The sequence below is a fragment of the Enterococcus sp. 6D12_DIV0197 genome (assembly GCF_002174385.1).
GTDB classification, from domain to species: domain Bacteria; phylum Bacillota; class Bacilli; order Lactobacillales; family Enterococcaceae; genus Enterococcus_D; species Enterococcus_D casseliflavus.
The window spans coordinates 2,783,263-2,799,964 of record NZ_NIBN01000001.1 but is presented as its reverse complement, the minus strand read 5'-3'; the positions used below and the strand labels follow the sequence as shown (position 1 = coordinate 2,799,964).

The window sequence follows — 16,702 nt, the reverse complement described above, 5'->3', positions numbered from 1 at the left end:
GGGATGGACTTACCGCTGGTGTACCAGTTGTCTCGCCAGAGGCATCGCTGGGTAGCTATGTAGGGAAGGGATAAACGCTGAAAGCATCTAAGTGTGAAGCCCACCTCAAGATGAGATTTCCCATTTCTTTAAGAAAGTAAGATCCCTGAGAGATGATCAGGTAGATAGGTCAGAAGTGGAAGGCCAGTGATGGTTGGAGCGGACTGATACTAATCGATCGAGGACTTAACCAAAAAGAAAAAAGCACGTAAACTCGTAGAGTTTTGATTTCTTCGATCCAGTTTTGAGTGAGCAAAACTTACTCAATTGAATAGTGTGGTGGCGATAGCAAGAAGGATACACCTGTAACCATGCCGAACACAGAAGTTAAGCTTCTTAGCGCCGATTGTAGTGAAGGGTTTCCCTTTGTGAGAGTAGGACGTCGCCACGCATTTCAATTTTTCCGGCATAGCTCAGTTGGTAGTAGCGCATGACTGTTAATCATGATGTCGTAGGTTCGAGTCCTACTGCCGGAGTTCTCTAATAAGAGAAAACAAGCAAGAGTAATGAGCTTCTTTTAGGCTGGAGAGTTGTCCGAGTGGCCGAAGGAGCATGATTGGAAATCATGTAGATGGCTATCGCTGTCTCAAGGGTTCGAATCCCTTACTCTCCGTTTTAAACTTAGGTCCGTTGGTCAAGTGGTTAAGACACCGCCCTTTCACGGCGGTAACACGGGTTCGAATCCCGTACGGATCATTACAATTTAATGAACAACCTTCGGGGGTTTAGCTCAGCTGGGAGAGCATCTGCCTTACAAGCAGAGGGTCAGCGGTTCGATCCCGTTAACCCCCATTACGGTTTGGTAGTTCAGTTGGTTAGAATGCCTGCCTGTCACGCAGGAGGTCGCGGGTTCGAGTCCCGTCCAGACCGTTTCATTATTTTTGTAAAACTTATATTTTCTTATATGGCTCGGTAGCTCAGTTGGTAGAGCAATGGATTGAAGCTCCATGTGTCGGCAGTTCGATTCTGTCCCGCGCCACCATGGAGGAGTAGCGAAGTGGCTAAACGCGACGGACTGTAAATCCGTTCCTTAGGGTTCAGTGGTTCGAATCCACTCTCCTCCATTCATAGGGGCATAGTTTAAAGGTAGAACAGCGGTCTCCAAAACCGTTAGTGTGGGTTCAATTCCTGCTGCCCCTGCCATTATATATTTCAACAGTTTCTTATCACGGCGGGTGTGGCGAAGTGGTTAACGCACCGGATTGTGGCTCCGGCATTCGTGGGTTCGATTCCCATCACTCGCCCTTTCATTTTTGGGGTATAGCCAAGCGGTAAGGCAACGGACTTTGACTCCGTCATGCGTTGGTTCGAATCCAGCTACCCCAGTACAATCTTCACTTGATTGTAGATTGCAACAATAGTATAATGGCGGTATAGCCAAGTGGTAAGGCAGAGGTCTGCAAAACCTTCATCACCGGTTCAAATCCGGTTACCGCCTTAGTACTAAATACTAACCTTTCAACATGCCGGCGTGGCGGAATTGGCAGACGCGCTGGACTCAAAATCCAGTGCCCGTTGAGGGCGTGCCGGTTCGACCCCGGCCGCCGGTATCATTGATGTATCAGTCTTTTATAAGATTGATACATTTTTTTTGTTTATAAAAGTCTACAAATACGATTTTGAAGGACCACTCATATAGCAAAGATTTTTTTGTTTTGTTACTATTGAAAGCCTTTCCTTAATCTTGTATAGTTTTTACATGAATAGCTGCAAGGAACAGGAAAGAGGGGGGATCAAATTGAAATGGTATGAGAATAGAATCAAATCGGCGATAGATGGGACAAATCCAATGGTGATCAAAGAACTGCCTGGCAGTTTTGCTGTTTATGGCGATGTCCAATTTCTTCCTGGATATTGTGTATTATTACCTAAAAGAGAGGTGGCTTCTTTAAATGATCTAGATTTAAATGAGCGACAGGTTTTCTTAACTGATATGACTCTTTTAGGAGATGCTATAATACAGGCTTGTTCTCCATTGAGAATCAATTATGAACTATTGGGAAATACCGATAACTTTCTTCATGTACATCTTTTTCCCCGTTATGAATGGGAAACTAACGAAGCAAAAAAAATGCCTGTTTGGTTGTATGACAAATCCCATTGGACTAATCCAGAGTATCACTATTCAGAAAAAAGAGATGGAGAGCTAAGACAAAAGATAGCCTCTTGTTTAGAAAATGCCTATCGTTTGTCTAATGAACCTTTCTAATCTAGTAACCTCAATAAAAGAACCTCCATGAAGCGATCGCTTCATGGAGGTTCTTTCCTTAGATCAATCAACATACTTAAGAACTGCGACTTCTTTTGGTTTCAGAACTACCAACTGTCTGATTTCTTTGGTTAGAAGGTCTGCTCCAGGGGCTTTCAGCTTCACTTTGATTGTCTGCTCGGTATGGTTTAAGAAAAAGACGAGTGTATAGCCAGCACCTTTGCGGCAGGTAACGGAGACTTCAGTAGGAGCAGCCAAGAAGTGCTGGGCATGAGTCGTTAAATTGTGATTTTCCAGAATGCTCGTTAAAAATGTTGTTAGACCTTCAAGGGACAATTCTGTTCCTACGTAATACGCATATCCATCGTCGATCCGGTTCATGGTAATGGCTGGCTTATCGGTCAAATAACCGGAATGGAAGGTTGCGAAAGCTTTCGCACCTTTTAGATGGATGACTTCCTCCCATAGAGAATTGTCGTACCGACGACCTTGGAAGTCAATTTGGTGATGGGTAGCCGCTTTCATTGGGTAAAACTCTTCTACAATGATCCCTAAGGTGTCCCTAAACAGTCCTGGATAGCCCCCAAGATAGACTTGGTCATATTCATTGACGATCCCACTAAAGAAATTGGTCAAGAAGATGCCGCCTTGTCGCACGTAATCATGGATCTTCTTACCGAATGCTTCGGGTGCTGAATAGAGATTTGGGGCGATCACTAAAGGATAGCCGTCTACTGATTCGGAAGGATGGACAAAGTCTACGCTCAGATTTAACGCCCTAAGTGCGGCATACAGGCTGCGTAACTGATGAATGTATTTTAAGGTTCTTGGTTTGGCATCCAATTCCAGCGCCCACCAATTTTCCCAGTCGAAGACAACTGCGACATCAGCCAAGAAGCGCGTCCCAACGATTTCGGATAGTTGCGAAAATTCGTTGCCTAATTGTGCACATTCACGAAAGATACGGCTTGACTGAGGATCTCCGTGAGGCACCATCGCACTATGAAATTTTTCCGCACCGCCACGAGACTGTCGCCATTGAAAGAACATGATACCATCAGCACCATGAGCGAGCGATTCATAACTCCAAAGACGCAACTGGTTGGGGGTCTTGGCCCCGTTGATTTGTCGCCAATTAACGGCGCTGGTGGCTTGCTCCATGATCAAGAATGGCTTTTTCTTCAAACTGCGGGTTAAATCGTTAGCAAGAAATTGCGGGTAAGGGATTTTTTCAAAGGGATTCGGGTACGAATTCCAGCTGACCACATCCATTTCAGGTGCCCATTTAAATCCATCTACGTATTTGTGTAAGCCCATAAGATTGGTCATATAAGGAATGTCATGGGAATATTTTGCGATCGCCGCCTTTTCAATTTGATAAAGTTCCAGATTCATATCGGAAAGAAACCGACGGTAGTCTAATTGCTGTGCAGGATTTTTGAAGGTTGGCATTGCCTCTGGTAAGAAAATTTCCTCCCAGCTGCCATAGGATTGACTCCAAAATTTCGTTGACCAAGCATCATTCAATCCAGCGATGGTCAGATATTTCTCTGCTAACCATGTCTGAAATCTTTTCCGACAATGATCGCAATAACACTCGTGGATGTGACAGGTATATTCATTATTGATATGCCACATGACCAGCCCTGGATGATTAGCATAACGGTTTGCGACTGCTTCAGACAAATCGGCGGCATATTGACGATAGATAGGGGAAGTCGGACAGTAGTGCTGGCGCGCACCATGAACCAGTCGATTGCCATGAATGGTCACAGGCAGCATCTCAGGGTGTTTTTGAACAAGCCAAGCGGGAGGAGAAGCTGTTCCATTGGCTAGGTCGATCATGATATTGTTTTCATATAAAAGATCCATCAACCAGTCCAGAAAATCAAAATCATAGGTGGATTCATCTGGCTGCAGATTGACCCAGCCAAAAATATTGATACTTACATAGTTCACACCTGCTTCTTTCATTAAGCGCATATCTTCAAGAATGACTTCTTTAGACCATTGTTCAGGATTGTAGTCGGCACCATAGTAAAGTTGACGTTGCGTTTTCATCAAATCGCTCCTTTATAGACGTTTCTTTAGCATCAAGATACTTGAATCATAGCAAATATTTATCTGTTTGATAGCGGTATCATTTGAAAATCATGAAATGATCCAAAAAAACAAAAATAATTCAATCTGGTTTCGCAGCTAGGACTATCGTCCATCAGTTCTTTTGCCTTGCTGTTTTTTTAACAAAAATATACAATTGAAAAAGGCGGTAAATTAAAGTATCTAGAATTTACATTCTTAGAAAGTTGTTTTTTTATCGGAGGTTTCTTTTTGCTGAAATGCATGTTTATAACTATAGGATCCAAAAAAACTTTGAATCACGAGTAGAAAAAACACGATGAGTCAGAGAAATGAATAATTATGTGATGAGGAATCAAAAAAATGAATGACATAAGTTATTCAACAAAATTGCCAAGAAGGAGAGACAAGTTCATGAACCAGCCAATACAGATTTTTTCTGAGATTGCCCCTTTAAAACGGGTGCTGCTGCATCGTCCAGGCGCAGAATTAGAAAACTTGATGCCGGATTATCTTGATCGATTGTTGTTTGATGATATTCCTTTTTTAACCCAAGCGCAAAAAGAACATGATTTTTTTGCGGATACGTTAAGAAGCAAAGGGGTGGAAGTCCTTTATTTGGAGGATCTAGCTGCTGAAACATTGACAACAACTGGTGCCAAAGAGGCCTTTTTAGAAGACTATTTAAATGAAACAACGATCCTTGATGAAGAGATTCGCAACGAAGTGCGCAACTTTTTCCTGTCGATTAAAGACAATCGCGCCTTTATCGATCATACGATGGCGGGCTTGAAAAAAAGTGAGGTAGAAATTTCAAAAGCCAGTAACTTAACGGCAATCGTTGAAACAGAATATCCTTTCTTGATCGATCCAATGCCAAACCTATATTTCACGCGAGATCCGTTTGCGACGATTGGTCACAGTGTTTCCTTGAATCGAATGTATTCTGCAACGAGAAGACGGGAAACCCTCTACGGAAAACAAATTTTTACGCACCATCCGATGTTTGCCCGCAATGAGACGAACTTTTTGTATCATCGGGACGAAACGACGCGGATGGAAGGCGGGGATCAGCTGATTTTATCAGATAAAATCGTGGCGATCGGGATCTCTCAACGAACAGAAGTTGCCTCAATTGAAAAAATTGCCGAAACGATTTTTGCCACAGAACCGAGTTTCGAACATATCTTGGCATTTAATATCGGCGAGGAACGAAAATTTATGCATTTAGATACGGTCTTCACGATGGTGGATCATGATAAGTTCACGATCCATCCAGAAATCGAGGGAGAACTTTCGCTGTATTCAATCACTAAACACAAGGACGGTGTGCGAGTATATGAGGAAAAAGATACGTTGGAAAACATTCTTTGCCGTTATTTAGATTTGCCTGAAGTCCACTTGATCCGCTGTGGTGGCGACGATTTAGCAGCGGCAGCTAGAGAGCAATGGAATGATGGGTCTAATACCTTGGCGATTGCACCTGGAGAAGTCGTGGTCTATGACCGCAACACCATTACCAATGGGCTGTTAAAAGAGGCAGGAGTCATTTTGAATGAAATCTCGGGCAGCGAATTGGTTCGCGGACGCGGGGGCCCCCGCTGTATGAGTATGCCGTTTATACGTGAGTAGGTCGATGCTTTGTTATTTTAAATACTTGTCTTTTCTTTAGGAGCATTTAAGTTAAGAAAAATACGAGAGAAAACTAAAAGAAAGATTTGAAACATCATTTTGTTTCTAATCTTTCTTTTTTGTCGTCATTTAACCCCCAATAAAATGAAAAGGATTTCTTTTTGTGAAAATGTGTAATTTTTGTGACTTTTATATGTAAAGACTATAAAAAAACGCTGGGAACCTTGTTCTATCGCAAAATTTATGTTACGGTTATATTAGAAAACGGAAATAGGTGAAGGTATTTGCCACTTATTGATTTTTGACACCCTACGATCAGCGAATGCCATATGCTTGATTTGTAGTGGTTTTTTTTGCGGAAAAAAAGTGAAAGCAGGTGAGAAAATGACAGTAGATGCCATTCGATTATTACAAGAAGCAGAGCAATTTGCGGAAAATAAAAATAAAGAAGCAGAAGCAGAAAAAAAACAATTGGCACAAGCAAGAGAAGAACGGTTGAAGGCGTTTAAAAAAGAGTTGGCAGAAAAAGAAGCCCAACAAAAAGAAGCAATCAACCAAAAAATCGCAGCTGAGTTGGTACAGTCTAAGGAACCACTCTTGGCTAAGACCCAAGCAGAAGTGGAAACACTGCGAACGATCCCTAATGAATTGAAAGAAGAAGCATTAGGAATAATAATAAATAAGGTTGTGACATAAATGGCAATTGCAAAAATGCAAAAGTTCAGTCTGTTGACCTTTTACGATCAGAAAGAAGCTGTTTTAGAGCAGCTGCAAGACTTTCAAGGCGTAGAACTGCTTTCTTCGGAAAAATATTATGATTCTGAAGAAACGACGGGTGTTTTGACACCGGTTCGCGAGGAACAGTCTGAAGAAGAAATGGAGAACCAGTTTGGTCAAGTCAACTGGAGCTTAAATTTTTTAGAAGAATATGTACCCAAAAAAGGAATGCTGGCACAACTGCGGCAACCAATCAAAAAATATACCCTTCAAGAATTGGCTGAAACAGCCCACACCTATCCTTGGCAAGAATTATGCCAAACCCTTCGTAAACAAGACAAACGTCTTCGCTTGATTGATCAAGAAAAACGCGATGTATTAGCACAAGAAGCAGAACTGTCGATCTGGAAGTATTTCAAAGAACGACCAGCTGTTTTAAAAGAATTAAAAAAATCAGGTGGCTTGTTAGGATCGATTCCTACTTCTGAAATGGCTGACTTTACGACCAACAGTGAAAAGCTGCCGCTTGTCTATGTCGAAACCATTTATCAATCACAAACGACAACTTACTTATTGGTACTTTTCCATAAAGATGTAAAAGAAAAAGTAACTACTCTTCTAAAGAAAGCAGCCTTCGAGCAATACATCTACCCTTATGAGGGGATTCCAGAAGAAGATCTGCAAACGATGAAAGAAAAATCCCAACGTCTAATTGATGAAGAAAAAGAAATCAAAGCTTCTCTTGGTGCGATGACAAAAGAGCAAGAAACCTTGCGGATCGTTGCCGAGTATTTAGATGGAGCGATCACCCGCTTAAAAAGCAGTAAAATGCTTTTGCGTTCGACTCATGCGGTATCGATTTCTGGCTGGGTTCCTGTTGATGGGGCGGCCGAATTAGAAAAACGTATCAAAAAAGGGACCACGGATAACTATTACCTCGAATACCAAGAAGTGACGGAAAAAGAGCTGGCTGATGTGCCGATTTTATTAGAAAACGCACGTTGGATCAAACCTTTTGAAGGACTTGTTCGGATGTACAGCTTGCCGCAATATGACGAGTTAGATCCGACACCATTTATGGCGCCTTTTTACATGGTGGCATTCGGGATGATGGTTGCCGATTTTGGCTATGGGTTGCTCTTGTTTCTGGCAACATTCCTGGGGAAAAAGCTGTTCCACCTCAGCAAAGGGCTGGAACAAAATTTGACCCTCTTTCAGTTGTGCTCGATCCCTACGATTATTTGGGGCTTGATCTATGGCAACTTCTTCGGATTTGAATTCTCATTCCAACTGTTGTCTGCCCAGGATGATGTCAACCAGATCTTAGTCTTATCCGTGATTTTTGGGTACATCCAGATCATGTTTGGTTTGGCGCTGAAATTCTATATTCTATGGAAGAAAAAAGACCAGAAACTGGCCGCGATGTTCCAAGCCGGTTCATGGATCGTCTTTTTGATCAGTGTGGCTTTTGTTGCCGCAGGAATGCTGCTTTTCCCTGACACACCGTTACAAACGATTGGGATCGTAATGATCGCTGCCAGTCTATTAGCAGTGGCCATCGGAGGCAGTTTAGAAGGTAAAACCTTAGCCGGAAAAATCGGTTCTGGATTGTACGGATTGATGGATGTGACCAATTATGTTGGTGACTTGATCAGTTACACCCGTCTGATGGCGTTAGGGGTTGCCGGCGGAAGTATCGCCTCAGCCTTCAACTTGATCATCAGCTACCTGCCGCCAGCAGCCCGGTTTACGGTTGGTATCTTATTATTTGTGGCATTGCATGGCCTAAATATTTTCTTAAGTTACCTTAGTGCGTATGTTCATGGTATCCGTTTGCAGTATTTAGAGTATTTTGGAAAATTCTTTACGGGGGGCGGACGTGCCTTTGACCCCTTCAAATCAAATGAAAACTATGTAGAGATCATCTCAGAAGAGAAGTTACAGGAGGACAATAATGGAAAATTGGATTAGTTTCTTTTACGAAAATGGTGGAATTGTTTTTGCAGCTTTAGGTGTAGCGACCGCAACGATTTGCGGCGGTATCGGATCAACGATTGGTGTTGGGATGACCAGTGAAGCAGCGTCAGGCTTGATCTCAGAGCAGCCAGAGAAATTCGGACAAGCGTTGATCTTAGAGTTGCTGTCTAGTACTCAGGGGTTATACGGATTCGTAATTTCCTTTATGATCTTTGGTCAGATCAGCGGTTCGCTCTCATTCGATCGCGGATTGTACTTGTTTATTGCTTCATTGCCAATCGCATTAACAGCGATCGTAGCCGGAAAATGGCAAGGACGTGCCGCAAGTGCTGCGATGCAGATTTTAGCCAAAAAACCAGAACATGTGACCAAAGGAATTATCTTGGTAGCGATGATGGAAACGTATTGTATTTTAGGGTTCGTTATTTCCTTCTTGCTTGTCTTGAATTAAGAGGAGGGAAAAGTGAATGTCTGATATTACACGTTTAACTGACAAAATAACCGCTGATGCGGAAAAGAAATACCAGCTTCAAATCAAAGAAGCACAAAAAGAAAGTGAAAACCAAGAAAATTTAAAACGAGCACAGTTAGAAAAAGAGCTTAATGAACGGTTAGCTTTTTATGAAAAAGAAAAACGCGCTGCGATGTATTTGGAAATCTCAGATGTGCATATCCAATCAAGAAACAAGGTCTTGGCAGCAAAGCAGTCCGTCTTAGATGAGCTGTTTTCTGAGGCTCTGACCCGTTTGAACACGATGGATCAGGCAGCATTTTATACGTTTATCGCGAAAGGCTTGGCGAATGCACGGTTAACTGGTGAGGTCGAGTTGCTTTTAGGTGAGAAGTCCCGTCATTTTGTAGATGAGGAATTCCTTACTAAGTTGCAAGCATCGGTCCCAGAGGTTCAGCTGAAACTGGTAAATAAAACGATCCCTCGCAAGGGTGGCTTTTTGTTGCGACAAGAAGCAATTGAGTTGAATTTTACCTTTGATGCGCTACTAGAAGCCAACAAAGAAGAGTTAAGCAATACGTTACTGCAATTGATTTTTGAACAGTAAGCAGGTGCAAACAGATGAATGACATCAAATATAATACGTTGAATACGAGAATTCGGACGTATGAATCGCAATTATTCGATCGTAGTCGCTATGAGCGAATGCTCTCAGCTACCAGCGCAGAGGAAATCTATGGGATGCTGCAAGAAACGGTTTATGGTGACTTCATCAATGAAGATGATCGTGTACACGATTTTGAACAAGTCCTGATGGCTGAGTTGAAACGGGTATACGAAACGATGTATCAGTTGACACCAGAAAAAGCGATCGTTGATTTCTTTGCTTTGAAATATGACTATCAAAATCTGAAAGTTTTAGTAAAAGCGGCGTATATGCAAGAAGATTTTTCGGCGTATCTCGTCCCAATCGGCACCCAGCCACTTTCCGTCCTTAAAGATCTGGTCAAGACCAGAAAAAGTACTCAGGTCGCGCAAGAGATGGTTGCCTGTGTGGAAGAAGTCTTTTCTTATATTGAGAACTATCATGAAGTCCAGTCCATCGATATCATCTTTGACAACCATTATTGGGAGCAATTATGGACGATCGGTAAAGAATACCAAGACGAGTTGCTGCAAAGCTTGATTCGCCGTCAAATCGATATCTTCAATATTTCAACAACGTTGCGCAGTTACGCGATGAAACGCAAGCGCGGCTTTATCAGCGCAGTTTTAGCCGACCATGGGAATTTACCTGCAAGTGAGTTGTTAGCAGAAATCACGACTTCTCTTGAGGCGTTTGTGGGATACTTGCAAGGAACCCCTTATAAAGAGCTGATCAATCATAGTTATGAAGAATTGGTAGAAAAGAAGACCTTGAATACCTTTGATATACGTAAAGACAATTTTCTAATGGCGAAGCTCAAAGAACAAAAAATCGTGCCTTTTGGGCCGTCAGCATTGGCAGGGTATCTGTATGCCAAGGAAATTGAAAGCAAGAATTTGCGTATTCTCTTGATTGGTAAAATCAATAAGGTGCCAGAAGAGATTTTAAGAAGTCGGGTGCGTGATAGTTATGCATAAAAAAATAGCAATGATGGGTGGTAAGAACTCGATCTTGCCTTTCAAAGGGCTGGGAATCGATATCTTTCCAGTCAGCGATTTGGATGAAGCCGCCCAACAATTAGAAGAGATGGCTGAAGCGTATGGTGTGATCTTTTTGACCGAGCGGTTGATCGAACAATTAGAACCGATCGTTCGTCGTTACGAAGAAGTACCGACACCAGCGATCATTCCGATTCCAAGTAGTACGGGTAGTTTAGGGATCGGCATGGCACGCATTCAGCAAAATGTGGAAAAAGCGGTAGGAATGAATATATTAGATTCATAACAGACAAGTCAGCCAGCTAGGAGGAATAAATGTGGCATTTGGCACAATTGAAAAAGTATCGGGACCACTGGTCACCGCCTCAGGATTAAGTGGCGCAAAAATCCACGAAATCTGCAAAGTCAGTGACAAGGGCCTTATCGGTGAGATCATTGAGATCAAAAAAGGGCTGGTTTCGATCCAAGTATACGAAGAAACAGCGGGGATCGGACCAGGCGAGCCCGTAGAAACGACAGGCGCACCATTGTCTGTCGAACTAGCACCAGGTTTGTTGACTCAGATGTTTGATGGGATCCAACGACCATTAGATACATTTATGTCGCAAACAGAGAGTGATTTTTTGGAGCGGGGGGTCACCATCGATCCACTGAATCGCCAAAAGAAATGGACCTTCGTCCCACAAGTACAAGTCGGCGATACTGTACAAGCCGGTGATATTTTAGGTTCAGTACAAGAAACTTCGGTGATCGAGCATAAGATCATGGTGCCACCAAACTATGAAGGAACCGTCAAAGAAATCATGGTGGGAAATTTTGCGATTACTGAAGTGATCTGTGTTTTAGAAACCATCGATGGTGAAAAATCCTTGACGATGGTTCAGAAATGGCCAGTGCGTCAACCGCGGCCAGTTACTGCTAAATTAAATCCAGGCGAACCGCTAGTCACTGGACAGCGAGTCATCGACACCTATTTTCCAGTGGCAAAAGGCGGCTCAGCTGCTGTTCCTGGACCTTTTGGTGCTGGAAAAACAGTCGTTCAGCATCAGATCGCTAAATGGTCAGATGTGGATATCGTGGTCTATGTCGGTTGCGGTGAGCGGGGCAACGAAATGCGGGATGTCATGAACGAATTTCCTGAGTTGATCGATCCGAATACCGGCAAGTCGATCATGGAACGAACGGTATTGATCGCCAATACGTCGAATATGCCAGTTGCTGCTCGGGAAGCCTCGATCTATACAGGAATCACGATCGCGGAATATTACCGTGACATGGGCTATAGTGTTGCCATCATGGCAGATTCAACTTCTCGTTGGGCAGAAGCACTGCGGGAAATGAGTGGCCGATTGCAAGAGATCCCAGGAGATGAAGGCTATCCGGCTTACCTTGGAAGTCGAATTGCGGAATACTATGAGCGAGCAGGGCGTTTCCATTCATTAGGCACGCAGCCTCGAGAAGGAAGCATTACCGCAATTGGTGCGGTTTCACCTGCTGGAGGAGACATCTCAGAACCGGTCACTCAAAATACCTTGCGAATCGTGAAAGTCTTTTGGGCATTGGATAGTATGTTGGCGCAAAAGCGGCATTTTCCATCCATCAACTGGATGAATTCCTATTCCCTTTATGAGGATCAAATCAATTCTTATTTGGATCAATTATTAGGTGATCGCTGGTCGGAGCTAGTCAATGAATCAATGGCGATTCTCCAAGAGGAAAGCCGATTAGAAGAAATCGTTCAGCTGGTAGGGATGGACTCTCTTTCCCAGAAAGACCGCTTGACGATGATGACTGCTCGTTCTTTAAGACAAGACTACTTGCAGCAAAACGCCTTCGATGACGTTGATACGTACACTTCCCGCAACAAGCAGTTCAAGATGCTGGAAAACATTCTCTACTTTAATGAACAAGCACAGCGTGCATTGCAGCTAGGTGCTTACTTAGATGAGATCACTAAAGGAACGGTCGATCTGCGTGAGCGCATCGCCCGCAGCAAATACATTCCTGAAGAAGAATTGACTCGCTTGGATACGATCAAGCATGACATCAAAGAAATGTTACAACGAATCATTGAAACTGGAGGTGTTCATTGATGTTAAAAGAATATCGTACAGTTTCCGAAATTGCTGGCCCCTTAATGGTGGTCGAAAATGTTCGAGGCGTGAAATTCGACGAACTCGTTGAGGTCCGCATGGACACAGGTGAGATCCGTCAAGGACAAGTACTGGAAGTCAGTGATGACAATGCTGTTGTCCAAGTCTTTGAAGGTACCAGTAATTTGAGTGCAGAAGAAAGCAAAGCAAGGTTTCTAGGGACTGGTTTGACTCTAGGAGTTTCTCTAGATATGATGGGTCGGGTGTTTGACGGTTTAGGAAAACCAAAAGATAATGGCCCGAGAATCTTGCCAGAAAAACGCATCGATGTAAACGGTGAAGCCATCAATCCGATGGCGCGGGACTTCCCAGATGAATTTATCCAAACGGGGATCTCAACGATCGATCATTTAAATACATTAGTTCGTGGACAAAAACTACCAATTTTTTCTGCGTCTGGTTTGCCTCATAAAGAGATCGCTGCTCAAATCGCACGACAAGCAACAGTACCTAGCCAAGAAGGCAATTTCGCGATCGTCTTCGCAGCAATTGGGATCCCTTTTGAAGAAGCTGAATTTTTCGTGGATGAATTCCGCAAAACCGGTGCGTTAGATCGTTCTGTTTTGTTTATGAACCTTGCCAATGATCCAGCAATCGAACGGATCGCTACACCTAAGATGGCATTGACCGCAGCAGAGTATTTGGCTTTTGAAAAAGGCATGCACGTCTTAGTGATCATGACCGATATGACGAATTACTGTGAAGCGTTGCGAGAAATCTCCGCTGCCCGCCGAGAAGTTCCAGGACGTCGCGGCTATCCAGGGTATCTATACACCAATTTAGCGACGCTGTATGAACGGGCAGGGCGTTTGATGGGCAAAGAAGGATCGGTCACACAAATACCGATCTTAACGATGCCAGATGGCGATAAAACCCACCCGATTCCTGATTTGACCGGCTATATCACGGAAGGACAAATTATTTTGTCGCGGGACCTTTACAAGCGCAATATCAACCCGCCAGTGGATATTTTACCAAGTCTTTCACGGTTGAAGGACAAAGGAACGGGAGAAGGTAAGACCCGTGCCGATCATGCGGCAACGATGAATCAAATCTATGCCGCCTATTCCGATGGGAAAGCTGCCAAAGAGCTATCGATCGTTTTAGGGGAGTCTGCCTTATCTGACCTTGATAAAAAGTACGCGCGCTTTGCTGATCTTTTTGAAAAAGAGTACGTCAATCAAGGATTTGAAACCAATCGGACGATTGAAGAAACGTTAGATTTAGGCTGGAAGCTATTAGCTACCTTGCCAAAACAAGAGTTGAGCCGTATCAAAGAAGAATTTATCGACGCCTATTACCCAACGGACGAGGATGTGAGTTCTTAATGGCGATCTTAAATGTCAATCCGACACGGATGGAACTAAGTCGTTTGAAAAAGCGGCTGACGACGGCAACCCGTGGTCACAAATTATTGAAAGACAAGCAAGATGAGCTAGTACGTCAGTTCATTCAGCTAGTAAAGAAAAACCAGGAACTTCGTAAAAAGATGGAGACCGCATTGCAAGCAGGAATGGAAGAGTATGTGCTGGCTTCTAGTAGTATTCCCGATGTCGTTTTGCAAGAAGCCTTTATGATCCCTTTGAATAAAGTGACCTTAGATGTGCAAAGCCGAACCATCATGAATATGGATGTGCCAGTGTTGAACCCTGTTTACGAAGAAGAAAGCTCGGATGATGATTTTTCCTACGGTTTTGTGAGTACCACCAGTGAGCTGGATCTCTCGTTGTCCCATCTGGATCAAATGCTGCCAGTGATGCTGCAGTTGGCCGAGATCGAGAAAACCTGTCAACTGATGGCCAATGAGATCGAACGGACGAGACGAAGAGTCAATGCGTTAGAGTATATGACGATTCCCAAGCTGACAGAAACCATTCAATACATCGAAAGCAATCTGGCAGAAGACGAACGAGCAACATTGACTCGCTTGATGAAGGTAACGGACATCATTGCAGAAAATGAAGCGAAGTAAGGCTTTTGCAAGCAGTGTGATTACAGCAAAAAGGCACGTAGAAAGGAGGATTCTTTCTACGTGCCTTTTTTGCTTGTTAAGAGCGTAAGAGCAGTTGGTCATCTTTCAACTCAGCACCACTATTTTGATGGAACATTTCCATCAATTCAGGGACCGTCAAATGCTGCTTTTGCTCACCGGCAATGTCTACGACGATCTTGCCTTGATGAAGCATGATCAGGCGATTGCCATAACGAATGGCATCTTCCATGTCATGAGTGACCATGAAAGCCGTCAACTGTTGGGACCGAATCAACTGATCGGTCAATGCCATGACCGTCAATGAGGTCTTAGGATCAAGGGCTGCGGTATGTTCATCTAATAAAATCAATTTAGGCTGCTGCAACGTTGCCATCAAGAGGGTGATGGCTTGCCGCTGTCCGCCTGATAGCAAACCGATCTCAGCAGAAAGGCGATTTTCTAAGCCTAAGTTTAAGCTGGCTAACTTCTCTTGGAAAAACGCGCGGTTTTTCGCTTTGACGCCTGTTGCAAATCCGCGGACTTGGCCGCGTTTGTAAGCCAATGCTAAATTTTCTTCAACGGTCAAACGAACCGCGGTCCCCATACGTGGATCTTGAAAGACCCGACTAATATCTTTTGACCGTTTGGTCACGGATAAACGGGTAATGTCTTTCCCATCTAAGGTGATTTTTCCTTGTTCTGTTGGGATTGTTCCTGCGATACTGTTTAAGAGGGTCGATTTTCCAGCACCATTTCCACCGATGATCGTAATAAAATCACCGGCATTCATCGTCAGGTCAATGCCTCGCAAGACATGGTTTTCATTGATCGTTCCTTTTTCAAAGGTTTGGTGTAGATTCTCGATTGTTAAGACTGAAGTCATTAGGATTGGCCTCCTTTGGTTTTTGGCAGCATCTTTTTAAGTCCTAGTTTTGAACGAAGCTGCGGTAAGGAGAGGCAGATGACTAAGACGATTGCAGATGCCAATTTGATATCGTTGGCCTCGACATTGAATTCGAATACGACGGCCAAGATAAAGCGATAAACGATTGCCCCGATCACGATGGTGATCAATCGCAAAAGCAAAGATTTATTGGCAAATAAAACTTCTGCAATAATGATCGATGCTAAACCGATCACGATCGTACCGATTCCTGAGTTCAAATCAGCGAAGCCATTGTTTTGGGCTAAGAGGGCACCAGAGAGGGCGATACAGCCATTAGAGATCATATAGCCGATAATCTTCATGTTATCAGTGTTGATGCCGTTGGCCTCGCTCATAGCTAAATTGTCGCCCGTCGCTCGCAATGCTAAGCCGATCTCTGTACGGAAAAAGAGGAACAAGCACAAAATGACGATTGCCGCGAAGAGAAAGCCTGCAAGAATCACGGCATTGTTTTTGGTCAGTCCCATGGCTTGAAATTGGGTGAAGACCGTGTCTTGCCCCAGCAAGGCGATGTTGGGAGCACCCATCACACGATTTGTGATGGAATACAGTCCAGTCATCGTGATGATCCCCGCCAATAAGGCAGGGATTTTTAGTTTTGTGTGCAGCAGACCAGATACTAAGCCGGCTACCATGCCGCCGCCAAAGCCCATCAGACTCGCTAAAATAGGCGAGATACCATTCGTAATACTGATTGCTGCGATCCCAGCGCCTAAGGGGAAACTCCCTTCTGCAGTTAAATCAGCGATATCTAAAATACGAAAGGTTAAAAATACACCAATCGCCAGCAATGCCCAAAGGATCCCTTGAGAGGTGGCAGATTGTAGTAAGAGCAAGAATGTGTCGACTAAATTCATATGATTTCCTCAAATCTAAGTTAGTA

Annotated in this window: 14 protein-coding genes, 12 tRNA genes, 1 rRNA gene and 1 other annotated feature (1 of these 28 cut by a window edge); of the genes, 24 read left to right on the top strand and 3 right to left on the bottom strand. The window is 43.6% G+C overall.

The features are described from left to right. Positions 1 to 233 (top strand) — a sequence feature (23S ribosomal RNA rRNA prediction is too short); it begins 539 nt to the left of the window's first position. A gap of 81 nt (positions 234 to 314) precedes the next feature. The 14 genes from rrf (at position 315) to A5867_RS13020 (ending at position 2,248) form a co-directional block, all read left to right on the top strand. Next, positions 315 to 430 (top strand): 5S ribosomal RNA (gene rrf / locus A5867_RS13085). Positions 431 to 441: 11 nt separating this feature from the next. Next, positions 442 to 515: transfer RNA gene (locus A5867_RS13080), tRNA-Asn, on the top strand. Positions 516 to 563: 48 nt separating this feature from the next. After that, a tRNA-Ser gene (locus A5867_RS13075) sits at positions 564 to 652 on the top strand. An 11-nt stretch (positions 653 to 663) separates the two neighbouring features. Then, positions 664 to 735 (top strand) — tRNA-Glu (locus tag A5867_RS13070). A 23-nt stretch (positions 736 to 758) separates the two neighbouring features. Then, positions 759 to 831: transfer RNA gene (locus A5867_RS13065), tRNA-Val, on the top strand. A 4-nt stretch (positions 832 to 835) separates the two neighbouring features. Continuing rightward, a tRNA-Asp gene (locus tag A5867_RS13060) sits at positions 836 to 909 on the top strand. A gap of 36 nt (positions 910 to 945) precedes the next feature. Next, positions 946 to 1,021, top strand: a tRNA-Phe gene (locus A5867_RS13055). A gap of 1 nt (position 1,022) precedes the next feature. Continuing rightward, positions 1,023 to 1,103 (top strand) — tRNA-Tyr (locus A5867_RS13050). Positions 1,104 to 1,108: 5 nt separating this feature from the next. Beyond that, a tRNA-Trp gene (locus tag A5867_RS13045) sits at positions 1,109 to 1,182 on the top strand. A 28-nt stretch (positions 1,183 to 1,210) separates the two neighbouring features. Beyond that, a tRNA-His gene (locus A5867_RS13040) sits at positions 1,211 to 1,283 on the top strand. Positions 1,284 to 1,293: 10 nt separating this feature from the next. Next, positions 1,294 to 1,365 (top strand) — tRNA-Gln (locus tag A5867_RS13035). Positions 1,366 to 1,406: 41 nt separating this feature from the next. Further along, positions 1,407 to 1,477, top strand: a tRNA-Cys gene (locus A5867_RS13030). A 27-nt stretch (positions 1,478 to 1,504) separates the two neighbouring features. Further along, positions 1,505 to 1,589, top strand: a tRNA-Leu gene (locus tag A5867_RS13025). A gap of 188 nt (positions 1,590 to 1,777) precedes the next feature. Continuing rightward, positions 1,778 to 2,248 carry an HIT domain-containing protein gene (locus A5867_RS13020; protein WP_170927537.1) on the top strand — a complete coding sequence of 157 codons (471 nt, stop codon included), beginning with the start codon at positions 1,778 to 1,780 and terminating at the stop codon, positions 2,246 to 2,248. A gap of 63 nt (positions 2,249 to 2,311) precedes the next feature. Here the strand turns inward: A5867_RS13020 and A5867_RS13015 are convergent, their stop codons facing one another. Next, positions 2,312 to 4,309 carry a beta-galactosidase gene (locus tag A5867_RS13015; RefSeq protein ID WP_087627785.1) on the bottom strand — a complete coding sequence of 666 codons (1,998 nt, stop codon included), beginning with the start codon at positions 4,307 to 4,309 and terminating at the stop codon, positions 2,312 to 2,314. Between the two features lie 432 nt (positions 4,310 to 4,741). Between A5867_RS13015 and arcA the strand changes: the two genes are divergently transcribed. From arcA to A5867_RS12965, 10 genes are all read left to right on the top strand, one after another. Then, positions 4,742 to 5,959: an arginine deiminase gene (gene arcA / locus A5867_RS13010; protein WP_010749205.1), complete on the top strand. Its 1,218-nt coding sequence runs from the start codon at positions 4,742 to 4,744 to the stop codon at positions 5,957 to 5,959. 384 nt (positions 5,960 to 6,343) lie between these two features. Then, positions 6,344 to 6,655, top strand: coding sequence for a hypothetical protein (locus A5867_RS13005; protein ID WP_087627784.1), 312 nt, complete (start codon positions 6,344 to 6,346; stop codon positions 6,653 to 6,655). Further along, the gene (locus A5867_RS13000) at positions 6,656 to 8,647 is read left to right on the top strand and encodes a V-type ATP synthase subunit I (RefSeq protein ID WP_087627783.1); all 1,992 of its coding nucleotides are present in this window, start codon (positions 6,656 to 6,658) and stop codon (positions 8,645 to 8,647) included. It begins immediately after the preceding gene. Next, complete coding sequence (locus A5867_RS12995; RefSeq protein ID WP_005237160.1) at positions 8,631 to 9,104, top strand: V-type ATP synthase subunit K; 474 nt, start codon at positions 8,631 to 8,633, stop codon at positions 9,102 to 9,104. Before A5867_RS13000 ends, A5867_RS12995 begins: the two co-directional genes overlap by 17 nt. A 16-nt stretch (positions 9,105 to 9,120) precedes the next feature. Further along, a complete protein-coding gene (locus tag A5867_RS12990) occupies positions 9,121 to 9,711 on the top strand; it encodes a V-type ATP synthase subunit E (RefSeq protein WP_005229237.1) in 591 nt (196 codons plus the stop codon). Between the two features lie 14 nt (positions 9,712 to 9,725). Next, positions 9,726 to 10,727 carry a V-type ATP synthase subunit C gene (locus A5867_RS12985; protein WP_087627782.1) on the top strand — a complete coding sequence of 334 codons (1,002 nt, stop codon included), beginning with the start codon at positions 9,726 to 9,728 and terminating at the stop codon, positions 10,725 to 10,727. Further along, the gene (locus A5867_RS12980) at positions 10,720 to 11,034 is read left to right on the top strand and encodes a V-type ATP synthase subunit F (protein WP_005229240.1); all 315 of its coding nucleotides are present in this window, start codon (positions 10,720 to 10,722) and stop codon (positions 11,032 to 11,034) included. The genes A5867_RS12985 and A5867_RS12980 overlap by 8 nt, the downstream gene beginning before the upstream one ends. A gap of 31 nt (positions 11,035 to 11,065) precedes the next feature. Beyond that, positions 11,066 to 12,841 carry a V-type ATP synthase subunit A gene (locus A5867_RS12975; protein WP_010749209.1) on the top strand — a complete coding sequence of 592 codons (1,776 nt, stop codon included), beginning with the start codon at positions 11,066 to 11,068 and terminating at the stop codon, positions 12,839 to 12,841. Further along, on the top strand, positions 12,841 to 14,229 hold the full coding sequence (locus A5867_RS12970; RefSeq protein WP_005237151.1) for a V-type ATP synthase subunit B: 1,389 nt from the start codon (positions 12,841 to 12,843) through the stop codon (positions 14,227 to 14,229). The genes A5867_RS12975 and A5867_RS12970 overlap by 1 nt, the downstream gene beginning before the upstream one ends. Next, the gene (locus A5867_RS12965; RefSeq protein WP_005229243.1) at positions 14,229 to 14,873 is read left to right on the top strand and encodes a V-type ATP synthase subunit D; all 645 of its coding nucleotides are present in this window, start codon (positions 14,229 to 14,231) and stop codon (positions 14,871 to 14,873) included. The genes A5867_RS12970 and A5867_RS12965 overlap by 1 nt, the downstream gene beginning before the upstream one ends. A 76-nt stretch (positions 14,874 to 14,949) precedes the next feature. On the opposite strand, the gene A5867_RS12960 is transcribed toward A5867_RS12965, so the two are convergent. Then, a complete protein-coding gene (locus tag A5867_RS12960; RefSeq protein WP_005237149.1) occupies positions 14,950 to 15,756 on the bottom strand; it encodes an ABC transporter ATP-binding protein in 807 nt (268 codons plus the stop codon). Further along, a complete protein-coding gene (locus A5867_RS12955) occupies positions 15,756 to 16,676 on the bottom strand; it encodes an ABC transporter permease (RefSeq protein WP_015510089.1) in 921 nt (306 codons plus the stop codon). Before A5867_RS12955 ends, A5867_RS12960 begins: the two co-directional genes overlap by 1 nt. Positions 16,677 to 16,702: the final 26 nt, after the last annotated feature.